The organism is Serratia sp. CY40230, from assembly GCF_052168835.1.
In the GTDB taxonomy this organism is placed as follows: Bacteria; Pseudomonadota; Gammaproteobacteria; order Enterobacterales; family Enterobacteriaceae; genus Serratia; species Serratia nematodiphila.
The window spans coordinates 513,312-533,233 of sequence record NZ_JBJNLX010000003.1 but is presented as its reverse complement, the minus strand read 5'-3'; the positions used below and the strand labels follow the sequence as shown (position 1 = coordinate 533,233).

Here is a 19,922-nt window from a genome sequence, read left to right as displayed (position 1 = left end):
AATAAAGTCGTTTTTTCCTATGGAAATTTAAAAAACAGCTGCTAGCCATAGACCTGCATCATCGCCTCAGTAAGAACGGCACCGTGGATATCACTGTTATCGGCAGGCGATAACTTGATTTGATAGGCGAACGAACGTGCAGTGTGCCATACCTTGAAAGGTCAAAATTAAACCACTGGTAAATAATTCAACTATCAATTATTTGACTGGTCATAAGCCAAATCGGCAACAGACAGCGCTGAAGGCGGAGGATAAAATGAAGCGACGTACTGGGATCATACGGAGAGAAGCACCGGCCCGCTTTGGTCTCGTTCGGGCCGGCGTGAGTTAACCGATTCTACTGACGGAATCCCGGCTGGCGTGTTCACGCTCGCTGCCGGTCAGCTCACGTAAATGACCCGAGCGCATCTCAAGCAGCCGATCGGCTTGTTCGAAATAGTGATCGTCATGGCTGATGGCAAACACCGTTTTGCCCAGCGCGCGCAGTTCTGGCAACAGCTCGCGATAGAAAATGCGCCGGAATTGCGGATCCTGATCCGCGGCCCATTCATCCAACAGCAAGATATCGCGCTGTTCCGCCACGGCCAGCAGCAAAGCCAGGCGCTTGCGCTGCCCCTGCGACAGTTGCGGGTTAGTCACCCTGGCGCCGTCGAACTGCAGCTTGCTTTTCATATTCAACCGCTCGAGCCAGCCGGCGACCAGTTCCGCATCGGGTTCGCCGCCTTCCGGCCCTTGCAAACGATCGAACTGATGAAAATCGGTGAAAATCGCCGAAAACAGCCGACGATAGTCCGGCATATCCGCCGCGGTCTGCGCGACGCCATCCAGAACGATGTGCCCGCTCACCGGCCGGTACAACCCGGTCAACAGCATCGCCAGCGTTGACTTGCCGCTGCCGTTGCCGCCGATCAAAAAGATCAGCTCGCCACGCCGCAGCGTCAGATTAAGCGGCCCGACGGCAAAACCGGGCTGTTGCTCCGTATCGGCATAGTGAAAAACCACATCGCGCAGCTCCAGCGTCTGCCAGGAACGGCCGGCGGCGGCAGGGAACGCCGGTTGGTACTCGGCCAGGCGCAGCGTCTTCAGCTTGTTGAAAGCAACTTCGGCGCTGACCAGCGTCGGAAACGCCCCGACCGCCTGCAGTAATGGCGTGCGCAAGAACAGCAGCGTCAGGGAATACGTGGCGGCCACCGCCGAGTTCGCCCATCCCAGGCTGTTAGCCATAAAGAACACCAGTCCGATCGCCCCCAACATCATGATATTTGACCAGTTGAGCGCACTCAGATGGAAGGTATCGGCGCGAATGATATGGTGGCGGTAAGCTTGCGCATCGGGTTGATAGGTCTGTTCGTAAAGCGCCTGCGCTCGCTTGCGGTTTAACGTCAGTTCCTTGCGACCGTCAATCACCGATTCATAATGATGATAGAGACGCTCTTCCGACTCGCGCAAACTGGCCATATGGCGATAAACCCGCGAGACCAGGCAACCGCTGCCCACCACGGTGACCGCGACCCACACCGCCGTCACCGCCAGCATTTTCGGTGATAGCCACCCCAGATAGGCCGCCGACCCCAGGGTTAAAATCACCCCTTGCACCAGTTCGGGCAAGCGCACGAAGGCGACGGTGATATTGCGGACATCGCTGGAGAGACTGGCCAACAATGAGGCGCTGCCTAGCTGTTCAAGGCGCTCAATATCGGTATCCAGGATGCGCTTCACTAACTGCCCGCGCAGGCGGTAGACGAAGTAATGGCCCAATGTCGTCAGCGCCAATTGCGATCCCAGCGTGACCGCCATCAGCAATGCCAGCAGGGCGAGAAACATCGGCAGCACAGCCAATGCATCGCCGCCGGCGTCCATCAGATATTGATTGATAAACGCAATGATACCGATGCCTAAGCCGGCGCTGGTCATGGTCAATGCCATAACCGCCAGAAATGGCCAACGATACTGGTGATAAACCACCCGTAGCAGTTCCATGAAAAACCTCTGAAGTCGCGATCTGGCAGGCATTGTAAGCGGCGTGAGAATGAGATCAAGACGAATTCTCATCACAGTTTATTGAGCACCGTTGTGAGAGAGGCGATATCCCCTGGCCATCTGACGGTTGCAAAGTCTCCATACGGCTCTTACAGGTCGCTCAATATTCGCTGATTAAATAGCTTCCGGAAATAAATTAAATAAATATATAAAATTCAAAAAGGCATTCATTTGAAAAATGAAAAAGTAGGAAAGATAAAAAAACCATCTATTCACAAATGAAATTATTTATTTTCTTTGCCGCCTATTATGCTCCAATGCTTTAATAAAACCTCATGATAAGAATCGCCAACATCAAAGACGCAGGAAAGAAAAATGAAAAAAAGGAAATTTCTCAGTCAGGTTGAAATTGAGCAACTGATTGCTGCCGTGCATGAGGGTAAAAATAGCATTCGAGATCGTTGTCTACTATTAATGTGCTTTATTCACGGTTTGCGGGTTAGCGAACTGCGTGCTTTACGCCTGGAGGATATTGATCTTACTTCCAATCGGATCCATATATCCCGGCTGAAAAACGGGTTTTCCGTTCAGCATCCGATCCAACCGCGAGAACGGCAGGCGCTGTTAAATTGGTTGGCCCAGCGGACGAGCTATCCTGACGCTGAAACCCCATGGTTATTCCTGTCGCGCCACGGCGGACAAATATCACGTCAGCAGCTGTATCGGTTGATGAGAATGTATGGTGAGATGGCCGGTATTAGCGTTCAGGTTCATCCTCACATGTTGCGACACGCCTGCGGCTACGCCCTTGCGGATAAGGGGATCGATACCCGTTTGATTCAAGATTATTTAGGACACAAAAATATCCAGAATACGGTGATCTACACCGCGACCAACGTAGAACGATTCCGCACGATCAACATTTAACTCCACGACGAGAATAATCACACAGCCCCGTCCTCCGTTAAACAACACATCGAGTGCGATGCAATATTCAGATAGGAAGATGCAGCCCGGCACGTCATCTACGGCCTACTCAGCAATATTTTCACGCCGAGCTGCTTTTCATGCCTCAACGCCCTGGGATACGCCTCACTGGGTAAACTTTTAACGGCAAGCCTGCCGATAAATCATAGCCCATACCGTTTCATTAGAGGTTAGGTGCCCTTTGACCATTTCCCACCCAATTGCCGCGTAATATTGCCGTGCAAAGAAAACAGTTCGCTGTCATTCTTCACCTGCAGTTTACGCATGGCGCTGCATTTATGCGCGCTGATCGTCTTGATGCTGCGGCGTTGTAACTCGGCGATTTGCCGCAGGCTCATCCCGTTGAACAAAAAAGCCAAAACGTCGCTCTCACAGCGGGTCAACTTTCGCGTTGCCGCCTCCTCGCCACTAACGGAAGGCGCCAGAAAAGCGCCTATCTGCGGGCTCAACACGCGCTCCCCAAGCAATACGCGATTAAAAAACTCCGCCACCAGCGGTAAAGCGTCATCTCTGGCGACGATGCTGATATTGGGCTGGTTCAACAGACGCCCCACCTCTTCTGCATTCTGGCAGCGGGTATAGACGATTACCCGCAATTCGGGTAGCTGCGTGCACAAGGCAAGCAACGTTTCTCTGCCCTGAGCCACCGTTTCATCTTCACCGTCCATCTCGCTAATCAGCACGTCAGCCTGCTGATAGACCACACTATCCGCCACCGCGCGAACGCTGGTTTCTTTTACGACAACTTTTGCCTGGGTTGGCAGCGTTTTTAGAAAACTCGCCAACCCCTCCAGCGTTAATGGACATCTGTCCATTAACGCTATGTTCAGCGGCTGCTGACGCCATAAATGCATAATCTGCTCCTATGCTTGCTTACCCGAGAGGCATCGCACGCTTGCCTAGCGAACAAAGGATGAACCTTGCGCAGCCATCCATTTCCCCTGAAGGTACAATTCCCCATCGCTGTGAAATCCCAACTTCAACATCGCATTGCGCTTATGCGTGCTGACGGTGCGTATATCACGGCACATCGTTAACGCCACGTTGGTTACGCTTTTACCGGAAAACAGCTGGGTCAGCACATCCAGTTCCTTCGCCGTCAGAGGCTTGTCGGCCGCCGCCTCATGCAATTGACGCTGACGCACCCGGTGGCTGAAACTGCTGCAGCCCGTCAAGACCTGTTGGACGCAATGAGTCAACGCAATGGCCGGTTCCTGCTTCAACATCAGGCCACGGATGCCGGAGGCGATCAGTTGCCGTAGCAGCCTGGGTTCATCCAGTGCCGTGCAAATAATTATCGCGGTGTCCGGCGAGTTTTCGCGAACTTCAGCGATCAACCGGAAACCGTCCAATACCGACTCTGATTTACCGCACAAATCCATCACCAATAAGCGATGCACATGCTGAGTGAATAAGGTTCTCAATGCCACCAGGTTCGTCACCTGCCGAACGTTGTCGGGCTGCAGGCCGCAGGACTCAATCAAGCGATTTCTCATCCCCAACGCAGTGATAAGGCAGGGCTCCATGATGGCCACGGCTCCCGTCGTTGCCTTACCGGCCGCCAAAGTCGTTGCAGAAGGATAATTACCATTCATATCATCACCTTAAATCTGTCTTTAGCATTCCATTGAGGACGGTCTCTTTGCCTATTGATAGACAAAAGTGACTTGCAGAGCGCCGTCTATCGAACCTGGTGTCGAACCGCCATGGGTGCTGTACGCCCGCGCCCGCAAATTGAATTTGGCTTCATGCGTCGCCTGGTTAACTGGCTGGGTCATGCTCTTGCCATTGCCCAGGTTTGCTCCCTGGTTGTTTTGCAATTCAATTTGTACCCGGCGAGAACTGCCGGTGCTTTTGTATAAGCTAGCGCTTTCCTCAGCGGCCGTCCCGCTGAAGGTCGCGACAACCGACGTGGTGGTGCTCGGGCAGTTTTTTAACGTCAGAGGGAATTCTACCCAGGGACTAAAAGCGCCGGACGTCGCCAGGGTCGCAGCGGAAATATCATTTCCCAAATTGACCGAAATCGTGCCGTTCGCGCCGTCGATTTCACAAGGTGCCGCTTTGATGTTGCCGGTAATCACTATTTTCGATACCGCGTGTACCACCGGGCTAGCCAAAAAAAACAGGCTGGCCAGCGCCAATGTGCAACCAAGACCGCCAAAAACCTTCTTCATCCTTTGCTCCTTCTCGTTAAACGCTGAGGCCTGCCCGGCCCACTACCGTTGAAATATCCGTTTATTGGATTTCTGCCTGAATGGTTGCCGTGGCATTGAACTGCCCTACTGAAGGAGCTTGCCCGGTGGTGTTGATCGGATATACGCTGATCCGTGAACTGCCGCTCTGGTTGGGGTATTGGAAGTTATCGATCGGCAAGCGACCGCTCTGAGGCCGAATCACATTGCCCTGCATATCCTTAATCATTACGCCAATGTCGCGATTACTGGTCTTCAGCGCCTCGGGCATGCTGCCGTCCGCCTCACCGCGAAATGACAGACTGACCTTGACACCGGCAGAAATATTGCGGCAGGCCAGCGTCAACGTTCTCTCCTCTGGAGTAAAACCGGGCGGCATAGCACCCTTGGTTTGGATATTCGACGTCAAGATATCGCCAAAATCGACCGTGACCGTTTGCGGGCTGATTTCACAGCTCTGCGGCACGGTGACGGTGCCGCTCATTGATATCGTGGAGACCGGCACATCGCTTTTCACCCCACTCACCACGGAGACGTAGGTGTCCACCAGGCGAGTGCTGGGGATTGTGGTCACACCCACGAAAGGGCGGCGGAAATACAGATGAATTCGCCCACGAGCGCCACTGTTGTAGGGCGTGCTGGCACAGGATTCGTCATCACCATCCATATCGGTCTTAAAGTTAGACTCATTGGTGAACGGTGCGGCAATAAACTCATTGCGATACCCCGCCACGAAAACTTCACTGGCCACGCCCAGGTATTCATTCAATGCGTAGTACGTTAATCCCCCGTTGCTGAATACCGGCTCACTAAGCAGCATTTTGGCGGTGACATAAGACGCCGTACGCGCCTGACACTCGCACCTCACCCGATAAGAGCCGGACAGGTTCCAGTTACCGCCGTCAGCATTCCTAATAATCCGCCCCACTACGTTTTGCGACGGATCGGTTAAAACCGGGGAAAAAAGGAATGAAAACCCATGGGTTCCCGAAATAGGGACACACTGCCCGAAAGCCGCCTGCGCCAGTGGTGCGCCCAACGTTGCGCACGCCAATAGCCCGCCGACGATGATCCCTCGTTGAATCGATATTCCTGTCGCCATCATATGCACCTTATAAACACTGCCCGTTAACGAGGCGAATCCCACCGCCCTCGGGCTGATTAGCCAATTGATAGTTGGCCTGACATTGCTGAGCCGCGTCATTGCCCCACTTAACCTGCAATCGCCCGCTCTCCGCCAGCCCGGCCAGATAAACCTGGCCGCCATCGCCGACGATGGCGGCATTGTCAGAGGGGCTGTTGAGAGTGCTGACGGTGGCACCGAATGGCACCGGATTGCCGCTGCGCGTCAGCAAGGTCAGTAACACGCGGGCACCGACGTCCGGATTGAAGCGGGCGCGTACCACGGCGCCGCGGGTTGGGATCACCGTTTGGCTGCTCAGCGTCATGTCGACGTCATCGGCGAAAGATTCACCGTCCAATCCGACGATATTGCGCCGATAAGGCGTCAGGTAAGGTACAACCGCATAACCGCGCCAGTCGGTGCTGACCCCGGTCTGGTTCAGGACATCAACCCCTGCGGCACCGGGCGCCTGCACCAACGCCACCGTATCGCCCAACGGCTGCGACAGCGTGACGCCGTTTTGGTGCACCAGAACGCCGCCCTGCACGCCGTAGTTCACCTGCTGCCGATGGCGATCGTAGTCATAACCCAGGTTCCACTCGGCGAGGGCGCCTTTATAATCCGCCTGAATATTGCCGTTCGCCCCTACGCCCCGGCCGGTATAGCCCTGGCTGATGCTGTAGTTCAGGTTGTTGCCCGGCAGGGCAGTACCGCTCAATCCAAGGTTGTTGCTGGTGGCGCCATTGCGGCTGGTGTTCATGTTGTAGGTGGCATAGCTGCCTGGCAGCCATTTGCTGAGCGGCACGCTGACGTTGAAAGCCACGATATGGTCACGGATGTTGCTTCGATTGCCGTTACTGTCGTAGCCGTTCTGGTTGAAGGTGTAATTCAGCCCGTAACTGACAGCTTCCCAGCTGTTGTTGTAACTGAGGGTGACCGATTGCGAGCGGCGATTGTCGTCCCAGTAGTCTTCGTTAAACAGGCTGAGCGACAGCGTTCCCCCCAAATCCCACAGGCTCTGGCTCATCGTCAGCTCGGCACGGCTCTTCTTGTGATCGTTATAGATAGCACTGTTGCCGCCGTAACTCTCCAGCGCCTCTTGCAGGTTATAAAAACCGCGCGTGGAGTAGCGGTAGCTGGCCAAGCTGAAGTTGGTGCCGGTCTCAATGAAGTTTTTACCGTAGCGTAGGCGCCATGACTGCCCCTGTTCCTTCGGCCGGGTTTCCTGTTTGGTCCAGGCTTGGGTGACATCGGCAGACAGCGCGCCCATCGCCCCCAGGTTCTGCCCCCAGCCCCACGCCAGAGACTGATATTTACTGGCCGCCTGCACGCCGCCATACAGCGTGGCCCCCCATGGCAGACCGTAGATCCCGGTTGCCTGGCTGAACGGACGTTCATCAACGCCGCCGCTGTATGAACGGTATTTCCCGCTGGTCAGGCTGTATTTAAACCGCCCTTCGCGCTGCAATACCGGCACCACGGCGTAAGGCACCACAAAATGCTGCTCCTGGCCATCAGCCTCACGCACGTTCACATTCAGGTCGCCGCTGCCGCCCGTGGGATACAGATCGGTAATTTCAAATGCCCCCGGCGGCACATAGCTTTGATAAATCACGTAGCCGTTTTGCCGGATGACTATTTGCGCATTAGTGCGTGCGATCCCGCGTACTACCGGCGAGTACCCTTTCATGCTGTCCGGCAGGATGTCGTCCTCAGAGGCCAACTGCCCACCGCGGAACTGCACGCTGTCGAACACATCGCTGGACGTCGCGCTGTCCCCCAGGGTCAGGCGACTTTGCAACGCAACGATATCGCGCTGCAGGTAGGTATTGATTGAGCGCCAGGAAGAAGAGCCGCCGGTGTAATGATTCCAGATCGAATAGTTACGCAGGCGCCAGGCACCCCAGTTGATGCCCGAACGCAGATTGAGATAATAGTTATTATTGTTTTGCCGTTCACTGTCGCGCATATGGCTATTGGCGCCGCTGAAGTTGTAATTGACCAACAGCGCCGGTATGCCGGAATCCCATTTATCCGGGGAAACGTAGTCGCGCGCATTCAAGCGCAACGCCGCCTGTGGAATACTCAAATTCAGCCTCAGCTGATTGAACAAGAATACCGCAGAGGCCTGTGGAATGGCCTGCGCAAGGTTGACGCAGCTATCCCCAGGCACCATCGCCGGGAACATAGCAACCCTGACGCCCAGTTCAGCCAATTTTTCCGTGCTGAAACAAGGTCGTAGCGCTTGCTTACCGCCGACTCCCGGCATAAGCCGGAACTCGACGTCAAGGCTGTCGATCTGTTCGCCATTCAGGTAAAGATCGACCCGATAGCTCCCGGGCGCCTGGCTGCTGTTCTCCTCAAACACGGAGAGATCGGCGCCTCGCAGCGCCGGATTATCAATTTCCAGCAACGCCGGGTTGAAATAATCGCGTGCATAAGCCGTGCCGATCGAGCTCAGCAGCGCCACCTGGCAAGACATCAGGCCGGCAAGAACCGATCGCGCTCCTGGTAAACCAATGCAATTCGGGTTATTCATCCTTTTAACTCCCTGTCCCGATTGGCTCGGCCCGACAAAAAATCAGGTAAGCCGAACCCCTGCTCCAGCGTTATCCCGGAGCAAAAAAACACGCACCGCTGCCCGGTTATAACGTGCTGGTAAAGTTCTGGCCGGTGCCGCCATAGTCGTTAATGATTTGCCAGCTCAGGCTGCCACCTGCACCGCTCGCCGTCGGCAGCGGGAAACTGGCGCTCGCCTGCGGCGCTACCATGGTGTTGCCGGTAATGGCGTGGCCATTCAGCTTCAAATTGAAAAAGGTGAGGTAGTAGGGAGAAGGGTTGGTCACCTGCAGACGATCGCCACTGCGCCGCCACGTCACTTTACCGGCCGCCTCCTCCAGATTGCCGGCGAGTCCCTGCGGGCGGTAAATCAACTTGATGCGGGTCTTGATGGCGATCTGCAACGTGTTTTCTTTCTTTTCCACCGAAGGGATCGCCTTCACATTCAGCCAATACAGCGACTCTCTGTCCGTCGGTAAATTGCCACCTGCGCGCACCACGCGCAGCAGGTTATTTTGGCCGCCGTCTAAACGAAATAGCGGCGGCGTGATGATAAAAGGCGCTTTCGCGCTATCGCCTTCTTGCGCATCGACCCAGGATTGGATCAGATAAGGCACCGCATCCGGATTACTGATATTCAGAGCAGACTCTTTTTTAGCGCCGTCGTAGATGAGGCGCGTTCCACCCACTACCACGCCGGCCTGTACCGGAGCCCAAAGCGTCATCAACAACGCCGCCGTCAGCGCAAAGTATCCAGCTTTCATTCTCTTTCTTCCCGTTTCCATCACCGATGAATAAGAGCCAGAGGACACGCTCTCTGGCTCATTTCTCTAGCTGTTCCGCCGCCGTAACGGCATGGCCTTACTGATAAACGATGGTGAAGTTGGCCGTAGCGTTGGCACTACCGACGGAAACGTTGTCATAAGCGAAATAACGCGCGACAAAGCCCAGAACGTTGTCTTTGTTCTCTGCCAGCGTATAGACGCGGGAATCGTTGCCGATATTTAACACGTTGCTGCCGTCGTCCAGCAGTTGCACGCCAATACCGCCCGCGACCCCGGCAGTGCCGGCGCCGGTCAGTTGCAGCAGCCCGGACTGCCCCTGAACCTGGGTACCATCAAAACGCACGGTGGCGCCGGTGACAGTGGCCGGGCAATTTTTCAGCACCAGATTGAACGCCTTGGCGCCGGCGGTTTTAGACAGGGCGAAGGCATCTTTGGCGATCTTGCCCAACGCGACCTGCTTGTTTTGGGAATCCGGATCGACAGTGCAAGACTGATCGGTAATGGTGCCAGTGATATTCAGCGCGCCGTCAGCAGCAAATGCAGAGGGGATAAATGCGGACGCGGTCAGTACAGCTACAGCCAACAGATTCTTTTTCATCCTACTTTCCTTAAAAATATGCAAAATATGCATGGGTTTATTTCCGACATATCCTTAATGTCATTCCTTTTATTTAGTTCCATGAATATGGAGGGCTTTAGCCAGACTGATTAATGGCATCAAGCTCATTCATCCAAACGATTCATTTTGAACTAAAGTGACTCCTTTGGTTTTTAAAACCAAAAAACATTAATTTATCGGAATTAAAAACCAATAGAGTGATGAATGACTGACAAATCAGACTAAAAAACCAAGGTGTTAACTCAATGATTTAAAGCCGTGGAACTTTGGTTAGGATTTTACTTAGAATCAGAGGGAAGGCATGACACGAGATGAAATCGCAAAACACTGTTTTTAAATGAAATTAAGCTTTAAACAGGAAAGGAAGCATGGGAATATTGACATTGTTTTTACGCGTCCTTACAGTATGTTTCAGTTTAGTTCAAAGTGACTCCTTAACGTTATTAACTTAAATCATACTTACCAAATTTCCTTAAAGCGCTGCGCATTGCTGGCGGTATAAATCACCGTATTCTGGATATTTCGGTGCCCGAGGTAATCCTGGATTAAACGGGTATCGATACCGCGGTCCGCCAATGCAAATCCACAGCCATGCCGCAGCATATGTGGATGAGCGTTGACCTCCAATTTGGCTGCCTTGCTGTAATGGCGAATCAACCCGTAAATCCGTTGGCGCGACAGACGGCCGCCGCGGTTGGAAAGGAACAGCCACTCCCGATCGGCCCAGCGGTGCCGCTGACGCTTATCCAACCAGCGCCGCAGACATTGCCTTTCGCGCAGATAAAGCGGATGCATGGTGGAAAAGCCATTTTTCAACCGATGCACATAGATATTACCGCCCTCCAGATCGATATCCGACAAACGCCATCCCCCTATTTCACTGGCGCGACACCCATGAATAAAACACATGTAAATCAAACAATAATCGCGTTCTGGATTCTTTCCATGCAGCGTGACCTCAAGCAGTCTCTCCACTTCGGAAGGCGTCAGATGTTTACGATTAGACATACAACCTCATTACTTTGAGAGGAAAAATGTGGCTGTCATTTTCCTTTTACATCACCACAATGGACACTCAGGGTAGCCCCTGGCTTATGGATAGGTTCCTGCATCCAGCGCGGAGTATAGCGGATTTGCCAAATGCGAACAGCGCGACAGGCGTTATTATCACCGGCGCCAGCTGCCCCTGTGAGACGCTATTGTGAATGGGTTCCGCAGATCCCCGGTATTATCACCGCGCAGGTCCCTGTTTGCTTTAGCTTGCATTATCACTACCGGGCACGATGCAGAGTAAGATTGATAAATTAACCGGCAAAACAAAGAATATTCCTAAAAAAAACATCGCCATGTCATTAATACTCGCCATTTATAACACCGCCCAAAGGTGAATAAAAAACCACCACGGATTCATATTAACCTGACGAATAAGCATTAATAATTATGGATATCGATAATAGAGTGAAACAGGAAGGGTAAGGATGAAATAGCAGTCACAACAGACGAAAAACCCAGGCTTTACCTCAACATGCGATCGCCTGGGGGGATGAAATTATTGACGGATTATCACGTGGCACAATTCGCCGAGGGTCAACTCAGGATGCTCGATCAGCATTTCCGCAGTGAGCGTAATGCCGAATTCTCGCCGAACCAACAACATCAACTCCATATAATCCAGGCTGTCCAGCCCAAGCTGCTGTAGCGGCATATCCGCCGACAGCATCGTTCTCTCCAGCCCTCTGGCCTCATGCAACAGGCCGCAAATCGCCTCATATAACCGATGATATTTGTCCATACGTTCTAACGTTATCCATAGTGATTGCCAAATATCAGCGCCGCATTGGCGCCGCCGAAACCGAAGCTGAGGCTCATGACATTACGCAGACGACCGTGCCGATGCCCTTCGCGAATATAATCAAGATCGCATTCGGGATCGGTCTCGTGCAAATGGCAGGTTGCCGGCATCATTTGTTGCTGTAATGCTTGCAGGCAGACGATGGCCTCAAAGCTGCCGGATGCGCCAAGCAGGTGCCCGGTATAGGATTTCGTGCTGGAAATCGGTATGCGATAAGCATCGCGTCCCAGCGCCGCCTTGATCGCTTCGGTTTCATTCACGTCGTTTTGCGGCGTAGACGTACCATGCGCATTGATATAGTCGATCTCATGGCTGCCGAGCCCCGCCTGCTCCAAAGCCCGCCGTAGGGTTTTCACCTTAGCCTGAGGATCCTTCGACGGCGCGGTGAGATCAAAAGCATCTGAAAAGTTGCCGTATCCTTTGATTTCGCCCAAAATCGTCGCACCGCGCGCTAAAGCCGCTTCCCGTTCCTCAAGGCATAACACGGCGGCACCTTCCGCCAGGACGAAACCGTTGCGTTCCCGACTAAACGGGCAACTGGCTTTAGTGATGTCCTTTTGCTCCCGGCTCAACAAACGCAACGCATCCATATTCCAGATCGCGCCGTTGCCGCGCAACGACTCCGAGGCGCCGGCCAGCATCATTGAAGCGCGACCGCTGCGTATCACCTCAAACGCATCGCCAATCGCGATGCCGCCGGTCGCGCAGGCCGCCGCCGGCGAGCCTTGATAGCCCCGCAGCAACCAATGCTGGCCACATATGGCGGTCGCGATATTGGGCATCGCGTGAAAACAGCCAAACAGCTGCCCTAGCCCGGATTGCAGATAGTCCGCATTGTTTTGCATGATCTCATCCTGGCCGCCCCAGCCGCTGCCGATAATCGCCCCGCACTCCAACGACGAATAAAAGTGCGCGGGCCCCACAAAACTGGATGAAAACGCCATTTCGATCGCCTCCGCGGCTGCGGCAAGCGCCAACCTGGCGAATCTGGGCAAGCGGCGGCTTACCCGCGCGGCAACGCCCTCCAGCGGTGGTTCAGACTCCAGCAAAGCAAAAAAGCGCGCGTGGATCCCCGCCGCCGATTTATCGTGATAACGATAGGCCAGGCGGCTGGCCATGATAGCCTGCCAGTTTTGCTGCACGTTGCCTCCCAGCGCGGTGACGGCACCGTAACCGGTGACCACCACTCGCCTTATTTTCTCCATGCTTATTCTCCTTGCCCCGATGCGAAAGCCTCGTTGCCGCCCAGTGCCAGCCAGAGCTGCATCGTGGCGTTCAGGTAGCGATATTGCAGCGCCGACAGCGAATTTTCGCTGGTCAACACGGCCTCTTGCGCATCCAGCAGCGTTTGCAGCGCGACGGAACCGGCCTGATATTGATGCCGCGCCAACGCCACGGCTTGTCGGCTCATCGCCAGATGCCGCCGCTGGTTGCCGATTTGCCGCTGTGCTTCCAGACGTTGTCGCATGGCGTTGTCCACATCGGCCAGCGCGCGGTAGACCGCATCGCGAAATTGAATCTCCGCCCGCTGCGCCTGCAACGCCGCTTTGTCGCTGGACAAACGCATCTTGCGCCATTCGATAAACGGCAGCGTCAACGTTGCGCCCAGCGAACGCGAAGGTTCACTGAACCACCGGCGGAAAAGCCCGCTGCCGGCATCCAACCCGGCCTCCAGACTCAGCGCCGGATAAAAACTCAATCCGGCCGCCTCCGCACCGGCCAGCGCCGCTCTCAGGCGGCGCTCTGCCGCCTGAACATCCGGCCTGCGCGCAATCACCTTCGCCGGCTGGCGCTGTACGACAGCCACCTCTTCAAGCGGCAACGAACGCCGTTCGCTATAGCGCAGCAGCGGCGATCGCCCGAACAATAACGCCAACGAGTTACGCGCATCTTCCCGCTGTCGCTCCAGCTCATGCAGCTGATTCTCTCGTGCCAACAGACTTTGTCCCGCCTGCAACAGTTCGAATTGGCCAACGTCGCCGGCGGTGTGACGAGCCGTCACCAGCCGCAAAGTTTCACACGCGATCGCCAGCGCCTGTTGCTGATAGGTGACTTGCTGATTCAAATCGGCAATCTGCCAATACCCGCGCGCGGTCGCACCGATCAAGGTCAACGCGGTATTGCGCCGGTCCAACTCCGAGGCGACGGCCAGCCATTCGGCCTGTTCGCGAATACGTGCCAGCTTGCCCCATAAATCCAGCTCATAGCTCAGAGAAAGCCCCGCACGGTAGCTTTCCTGCGGCGTAGCCGTGCTCCGCAACGTTCGGGTATTGCGGCCGCTCAGGCTGGCGGCCAGATCCGGCGTCAAATTGCCCTGCGCTAATCCGGCCTCCAACACGGCCTCGCGCCACTGCAATCCGGCCAGCGCCAGATCCTGATTCGCGATCAGCACGCCATCGATCAGCGCGGACAGTTGCGGATCATTGAAGTTTTCCCACCAGGCGACGCCCGCCCGCAGTGAACCGGAACGTTCATCGACCACACGCCACTGCGGCGGCAGCGACGGTGGCGACGTGGGGTCGATCGGCCGCCATCCGCAGGCGCTCAGCGACAGCATCACCAACCCGAAAACCAGAAGTCGGCTCATTCTCGCGCCAGCGCCTCTACCGGCTGCAGGCGCGCGGCGGTGCGAGCGGGAAAGTACCCAAACCCGACACCGATCAACGCCGAGAATCCGCAGGCCAGCAGCAACGGCGGCCAGGTAAAGATCATCGTTACCTGCGGCGCCAATCCGCTCAGAGCCCCTTTAACCAGCGCGGCGCAGGCGATCCCCAACACGCCCCCCAGGCTGCAGATCACCACCGCCTCAATTAAAAACTGCCGCATAATGTCCTTCTCAGCGGCGCCCACCGCTAATCGAATACCGATCTCATGGGTCCGTTCCGTCACCGAGACCAGCATGATGTTCATTACCCCCACGCCGCCCACCAGCAGCGAGATGGCGGCAATCGCGGTAATCAGCAACTGCATGGAGTCTGAGGCACGCTGAATAGATTGCGTCAGCTGATCGTCGGTCAGGGTGAAGAAATCCCGCCGTCCGTGTTCCACCATCAAACGCCGGGTCACATCCCTCCCCGCTTCTTCCAGCGTCAGTTTTTCATTCACTCGCATCACAATGGATTCCAGCGGCATATCGCCGGCGATGCGCCCGGTCAGGGAGGTATAGGGCAGCCAGGCAAGCGGTTGAGAACCGGCATATTGGGCGCCGCGGCGCTGCGCAACGCCAATCACCCGATAAGGCACGCCCGTTATCAGCAACACCGCGCCTACCGGGTCTTGCCGGGAAGAAAACAGCGCCTGCTTTAACAAGGGATCAATTACCGCTACCGGTGCGCGCTCACTCAGATCCTGCGCGGTAAACAGGCCACCGGAAAGCAGGCGAATGCCCTGCGTGCGGAAATACCCTTCGCCGACGCCCATCACGGCGAGTGGCACCTGTTTGCTTTCGCGAACGGCCAGCAGTTGGGTGCCGATCACCGGCGAGATGCTGTCGACGTAAGGCATCGCCGCCAGCAATGCAGCATCGCGCGCGCTCAGCGAACGCGCAAAATCGGGGCGCGATTTTTCCCACCCGAGGCCAGGGCGAATCTCCAACGTGCTGGTGCCAAGCTGGCTGATTTCCTTGAGAATATTACGCCGAGTACCTTCTCCGATGGCGATGGCGGAGACCACCGCCGCAATGCCGATAATGATGCCGAGCATCGACAACACGGCCCGGATCCGATGCCCCAGCAATGCCCGCCAGGCCATACTGACAGCCTCTTTCAGCGCCATGCCCGGCGCCATGCGCTTCAGGGGTGCCACCAGCGGTAGCGGCCGTTCGAACGTAGAATGCTGTCGGGCGGCATCATGGCAACGATCCGCCACGATCTCGCCGTCGCCGATCTCAATGATCCGCCGTGCCTGCTCGGCGATCCGCCGATCGTGCGTCACGATAACGACGGTGTGCCCGACCGCGTTCAGCTCGTGCAAAATGGCCATCAACGCCTGACCGCTGGCGCTATCCAGCGCGCCGGTCGGTTCATCGGCCAAAATGATTTCCGCACCGTTCATCAGGGCGCGTGCAATACTGACCCGCTGCTGTTGCCCACCTGAAAGCTGCGCCGGGCGATGACCGCCGCGCTGCGCCAACCCGAGCCGAGTCAACAAATGCGCGGCCCGCAGGCGGCGCTCTGCGGCCGGCATGGCGGTATACAGCGCCGGGATCGCCACATTCTCGCCGGCGCTCAGGTAAGGCATCAGATGATAGCGCTGGAAGATAAAGCCGATATGCCGGCTGCGAAGCTGCGCCAGGCGATCGCCGTCGGCTTGCCCAATAGCCACCCCGTTGATGTGCACATCGCCCTGAGAAGGCTTGTCCAGACAGCCGATAATGTTCATCAGCGTCGATTTTCCAGAACCGGAGGCGCCGACGATAGCGACCATTTCCCCCCGCTGAATGCTCAGGGAAACGCGTTTGAGGACCGCAATTTTCTGCTCCCCGGCCTGAAACTCGCGCGAAACGTTATCCAAAACGATAATGGGATCCGTGCTAGCTGACATGGCCGTCCTCCGCATCAGGCTGCTGCTCCAGCAGCACCCGTTCCCCTGCGTTCAGCCCTTCCAGCACTTCGGCATAGCGACGATCGCGGGTACCGATACGCACTCGGCGTACCACGGTCTGCTCACCTTCCAACACCTTGACCTGGTAACCCCCTTCATCCAATGCCGCTCCCAGCGCAGCCATCGGCACCCGCACCACTCCCTGCGCGCGTTCGGTAATGATAAATACCTGCGCCGTCATCGAGGTGCGCAGTCGACGTTCGCCATTGGCGACGGCAAACACGCCGTTGTAATACACCGCCGCCGTCTGCTGGCTTGAATTCCTGCCCAGCGGGTCGGTTTCCAGCGCCTCCGCCGGTGCCTGCTGTATCGCGCCCATGGCCCCCTCATATCGGCGGCTGGGATCGGCGGCGACGTAAAACCACAGCGGCTGCCCCGTCTTCACCTGCAAGATGTCATTTTCCGATATGCGGGTATGCACCATCATCGTATCCACGTCTGCCATCACCAAAATGGTCGGCGCGCTTTGCGACGAGACGATGGTTTGCCCTTCTTGGGTAACGATGCCCAGCACCTCGCCGTCGATAGGGGCAGTAATACGGGTAAAAGCCAGATTGGCCCTGGCGGTTTCCTGCGCCACTTCGGCCTGGACGATCTGCGACTCGTTCACTTTCAACTGCGCCAGTTGCGCGTCGCGCTGCGCCTGCGCTTTTTCCAAATCGCTGGCCACGCCGGCGCGGTCGCGCGCCAGCGCCCTTTGCCGCGTCAGCTCCAACTGGTACTGCTTGAGCTGCGCCTGACTCGCCAATTTCTGCGCCTGCGCGCTGCGTAATTCGGCCTGCGACTTGCGCAGTTCGTTAAGTTGCAGCGTCGGATCTATCTCGGCCAACAGCTGCCCCTGAGTCACCCTGTCCCCCTGTTTGACATACAGTTTTTTCAATTGACCGTTGACCTGCGCGCCAACGTTCACCTGCCGAAGCGGTTTCAGAATCCCGGTCGCCAAGACGCTTTTTTCGATGTCACCGCGATCGACGCGCGCCGTCTGCGGCACTTCGGGCTCAGGGGAGCGATTCAACAAAGACAGCCCGCCCAACAACAGCGTCAGCAAGACAACCATCAGCCATGCCGCTCGTCCCCAGCGTCTCTTTCCAGCCACGTCACCCTGCCTCAGCACAATCATTTGCCCTGGCATTGACGGTGGCTTCAGCCACCAGCCTGCCCTGAGACATGCGCAGCACCCGATCGAACAACGGCAACAGCCGCGAGTTATGCGTCACGGTCACCAGGGTTTTACGGTTTTCTCGGCAATGCGCCACCAGAGCCGACATCACCGCCGCCGCAGTCTTTTCATCCAGATTCGCCGTTGGCTCGTCCAGCACCAACACCGGGCAACGGCTATACATGGCGCGCGCCAGCAACAGACGCTGCCGCTGCCCCAGCGACAGCCCGGCATGGCTCTCCCGTACCTGGGCGTTCACGCCGCCCGGCAGCTGCGCTACCGCGTCCGCCAGCCCCAAGCTGCGCAGCACCTGTTCCACCTGCCGTTGCTGGCCCGGCGCCGACGGCGCGAACAGCGTGATGTTCTGCAACACAGAGGCATTGAACAGAATGTCCTCCTGGCTTTGCAGGAAGAACAGCCGCTGCGCGGCGGCGTTTGCCAGTGTGCGCCCATCCAGACTCAGCTCCCCCCGCTGCGGCGTCAGCAGACAGGCAAGCACCTTCAGCAAGGTGCTCTTGCCCGCGCCGGAACCGCCGCAGATGGCGATGCACTCGCCCCGTTCCAACGTCAACGACAGGTCGCGTAAAACCGGTTGGCCGGCGTCGTAAGCGAAGCTCACCCCCCGATACGCCAACTGCACATCAAAATGGCTCACGCTTTCGTCGCCAGACCCGGTACGCAGAGAGACGGCAGGAAACAGATCCCGCGCACGTTCATCGATAACGTGCAGTTGGTTTTTCTGCAGGACGGCAAAAAAGATCTTGCTGGTGTAAGAGGTAAAGATTTCGCGCAGAAAACTGTAGGCGAAGAAGGCCCCCAAGCTGAGCTCGCCCCCTTTGAGCAACGGCAACGCCAGCAGCATGAACACCACCATTTCCAGGCTGCCAATCAGTTGATAAATGCTGCCCTTGACCTGCTCATAGATTTTTTGCCGCTGCAGGCAGTTGAACAGCGAACGGGCATGTTCGGCGAACCCTTCCTGCCGCTGGCCAGCCAAACCGGCGGACTTGATGGTCGAAAACCCTTGAATGGTTTCCAGAATAAAATCATTCTGCGCCGCCCCTCTCACCTGCAACTGCTGGGTGAAGTGGCGATCGCGATAAATGGCCCAAACGCTGACCGCCCCCATCAGCAGCATGCCGACAACCGGCACCAGCGCCAGCATCGGGCTCAAATAGCCCATCACCACCAGTGCGATAGCTCCGATGATCCAGTCGGTGCGCAGGCCGTTATCCAGTTCGATTTTCTGGCCGGCGGCCATCTGCCAGCTGGTGAAACGGCTGAAAATCTCGCCGGGCGCGCGCTTGCTGAAGAAATTCAGCGAATTTTCCAACAGGCGGGAAAAGCCGGCTGCGCCGTGCAGCAACACAAAGTTTTTGATAAAACGCTCGGTGATGATGCGCGCCATCAGGGCCAACGCCGTGGATGCCACAAACGCCAGCAGATAGTAGGCGTAAGGGAATGCGATCTCACCGGCCATGGCGAACACCTGATTGATCGCGCTGGCGACCATCATCGGCATGATGAACAGCGTCAGCGAGATAAAAAACGTCATCGCCGCCAGGCGATAAATGCCGGCGATGCCGGCGGTATCCTTCAGGCTTAAACTGGCGAAGGCGCCCCGTCGGCGGCTCCGCGCGGCGGGGGCGGTGGACGGTAAATCGTCGCGATCGAGCACCAATGCGTAGCCGCTGATTTCCGCTTTCAGGGCGGCGTACGGCAGCAGCTGTTGCCCCAACGCCGGATTCATTACGCAAACGTAACCGCCCTGACGATATGCCAGCAGTACATAGTGGCCCGCGCCGTAATGCAGAATCGCCGGTAAAGGCAGCGCCGCCAGATCCCGATGCTCGAACGCCACCGGATAAGCCGGCAGCGCCAGCTCCCCTAAAATGGCGCACAGCGTCGCCAGCGAAGTGCCGTGTTGCGAAGCGGGGTAACGCTCACGCAGTTCCGTCAATGGCGCGCGAACGCCCTGCGTTTCCGCCAGCATGGCGATGCAGGCCAGCCCGCACTCATTGATTTCGCTCTGCAAGACCGGCGTAGGGAGGGTGTTTTCCATGC

Annotated in this window: 16 protein-coding genes; 1 reads left to right on the top strand and 15 read right to left on the bottom strand. The window is 56.5% G+C overall.

Annotated features, from left to right (window positions below; genetic code table 11):
* Positions 1-327: 327 nt before the first annotated feature.
* Entirely contained in the window at positions 328-1,980 is a 1,653-nt protein-coding gene (locus tag ACJ8IJ_RS14145; RefSeq protein WP_154871734.1) for a multidrug ABC transporter permease/ATP-binding protein, read from the bottom strand.
* Positions 1,981-2,355: 375 nt separating this feature from the next.
* On the opposite strand from ACJ8IJ_RS14145, the gene ACJ8IJ_RS14140 reads away from it, so the two are divergent.
* Positions 2,356-2,907: a tyrosine-type DNA invertase gene (locus ACJ8IJ_RS14140; RefSeq protein WP_004931799.1), complete on the top strand. Its 552-nt coding sequence runs from the start codon at positions 2,356-2,358 to the stop codon at positions 2,905-2,907.
* A 230-nt stretch (positions 2,908-3,137) separates the two neighbouring features.
* Here ACJ8IJ_RS14140 and ACJ8IJ_RS14135 read toward each other — a convergent pair whose 3' ends face one another.
* From ACJ8IJ_RS14135 to ACJ8IJ_RS14070, 14 genes are all read right to left on the bottom strand, one after another.
* Positions 3,138-3,821 carry a response regulator transcription factor gene (locus tag ACJ8IJ_RS14135; protein ID WP_154871735.1) on the bottom strand — a complete coding sequence of 228 codons (684 nt, stop codon included), beginning with the start codon at positions 3,819-3,821 and terminating at the stop codon, positions 3,138-3,140.
* A gap of 45 nt (positions 3,822-3,866) precedes the next feature.
* Positions 3,867-4,562: a response regulator transcription factor gene (locus tag ACJ8IJ_RS14130; protein WP_131165559.1), complete on the bottom strand. Its 696-nt coding sequence runs from the start codon at positions 4,560-4,562 to the stop codon at positions 3,867-3,869.
* A gap of 51 nt (positions 4,563-4,613) precedes the next feature.
* Entirely contained in the window at positions 4,614-5,141 is a 528-nt protein-coding gene (locus tag ACJ8IJ_RS14125) for a fimbrial protein (protein ID WP_154871737.1), read from the bottom strand.
* Positions 5,142-5,202: 61 nt separating this feature from the next.
* Entirely contained in the window at positions 5,203-6,261 is a 1,059-nt protein-coding gene (locus tag ACJ8IJ_RS14120) for a fimbrial protein (RefSeq protein ID WP_234721980.1), read from the bottom strand.
* A 10-nt stretch (positions 6,262-6,271) separates the two neighbouring features.
* On the bottom strand, positions 6,272-8,821 hold the full coding sequence (locus tag ACJ8IJ_RS14115) for a fimbria/pilus outer membrane usher protein (protein WP_442518660.1): 2,550 nt from the start codon (positions 8,819-8,821) through the stop codon (positions 6,272-6,274).
* Positions 8,822-8,927: 106 nt separating this feature from the next.
* Positions 8,928-9,605, bottom strand: coding sequence for a fimbrial biogenesis chaperone (locus ACJ8IJ_RS14110; protein ID WP_131165556.1), 678 nt, complete (start codon positions 9,603-9,605; stop codon positions 8,928-8,930).
* Positions 9,606-9,702: 97 nt separating this feature from the next.
* The gene (locus tag ACJ8IJ_RS14105; RefSeq protein ID WP_154871739.1) at positions 9,703-10,224 is read right to left on the bottom strand and encodes a fimbrial protein; all 522 of its coding nucleotides are present in this window, start codon (positions 10,222-10,224) and stop codon (positions 9,703-9,705) included.
* 480 nt (positions 10,225-10,704) lie between these two features.
* A complete protein-coding gene (locus tag ACJ8IJ_RS14100; protein WP_442518661.1) occupies positions 10,705-11,253 on the bottom strand; it encodes a tyrosine-type DNA invertase in 549 nt (182 codons plus the stop codon).
* 541 nt (positions 11,254-11,794) lie between these two features.
* A complete protein-coding gene (locus ACJ8IJ_RS14095; protein ID WP_033632204.1) occupies positions 11,795-12,037 on the bottom strand; it encodes an acyl carrier protein in 243 nt (80 codons plus the stop codon).
* An 11-nt stretch (positions 12,038-12,048) separates the two neighbouring features.
* Positions 12,049-13,302: a beta-ketoacyl-[acyl-carrier-protein] synthase family protein gene (locus tag ACJ8IJ_RS14090; protein WP_033645646.1), complete on the bottom strand. Its 1,254-nt coding sequence runs from the start codon at positions 13,300-13,302 to the stop codon at positions 12,049-12,051.
* A 2-nt stretch (positions 13,303-13,304) separates the two neighbouring features.
* A complete protein-coding gene (locus tag ACJ8IJ_RS14085) occupies positions 13,305-14,684 on the bottom strand; it encodes an efflux transporter outer membrane subunit (RefSeq protein WP_442518662.1) in 1,380 nt (459 codons plus the stop codon).
* Positions 14,681-16,639 carry an ABC transporter permease gene (locus tag ACJ8IJ_RS14080; RefSeq protein WP_442518663.1) on the bottom strand — a complete coding sequence of 653 codons (1,959 nt, stop codon included), beginning with the start codon at positions 16,637-16,639 and terminating at the stop codon, positions 14,681-14,683. The genes ACJ8IJ_RS14085 and ACJ8IJ_RS14080 overlap by 4 nt, the downstream gene beginning before the upstream one ends.
* Complete coding sequence (locus ACJ8IJ_RS14075; protein WP_442518744.1) at positions 16,629-17,756, bottom strand: efflux RND transporter periplasmic adaptor subunit; 1,128 nt, start codon at positions 17,754-17,756, stop codon at positions 16,629-16,631. The genes ACJ8IJ_RS14080 and ACJ8IJ_RS14075 overlap by 11 nt, the downstream gene beginning before the upstream one ends.
* A gap of 40 nt (positions 17,757-17,796) precedes the next feature.
* Positions 17,797-19,920 carry a peptidase domain-containing ABC transporter gene (locus ACJ8IJ_RS14070; RefSeq protein WP_442518664.1) on the bottom strand — a complete coding sequence of 708 codons (2,124 nt, stop codon included), beginning with the start codon at positions 19,918-19,920 and terminating at the stop codon, positions 17,797-17,799.
* Positions 19,921-19,922 lie beyond the last annotated feature (2 nt).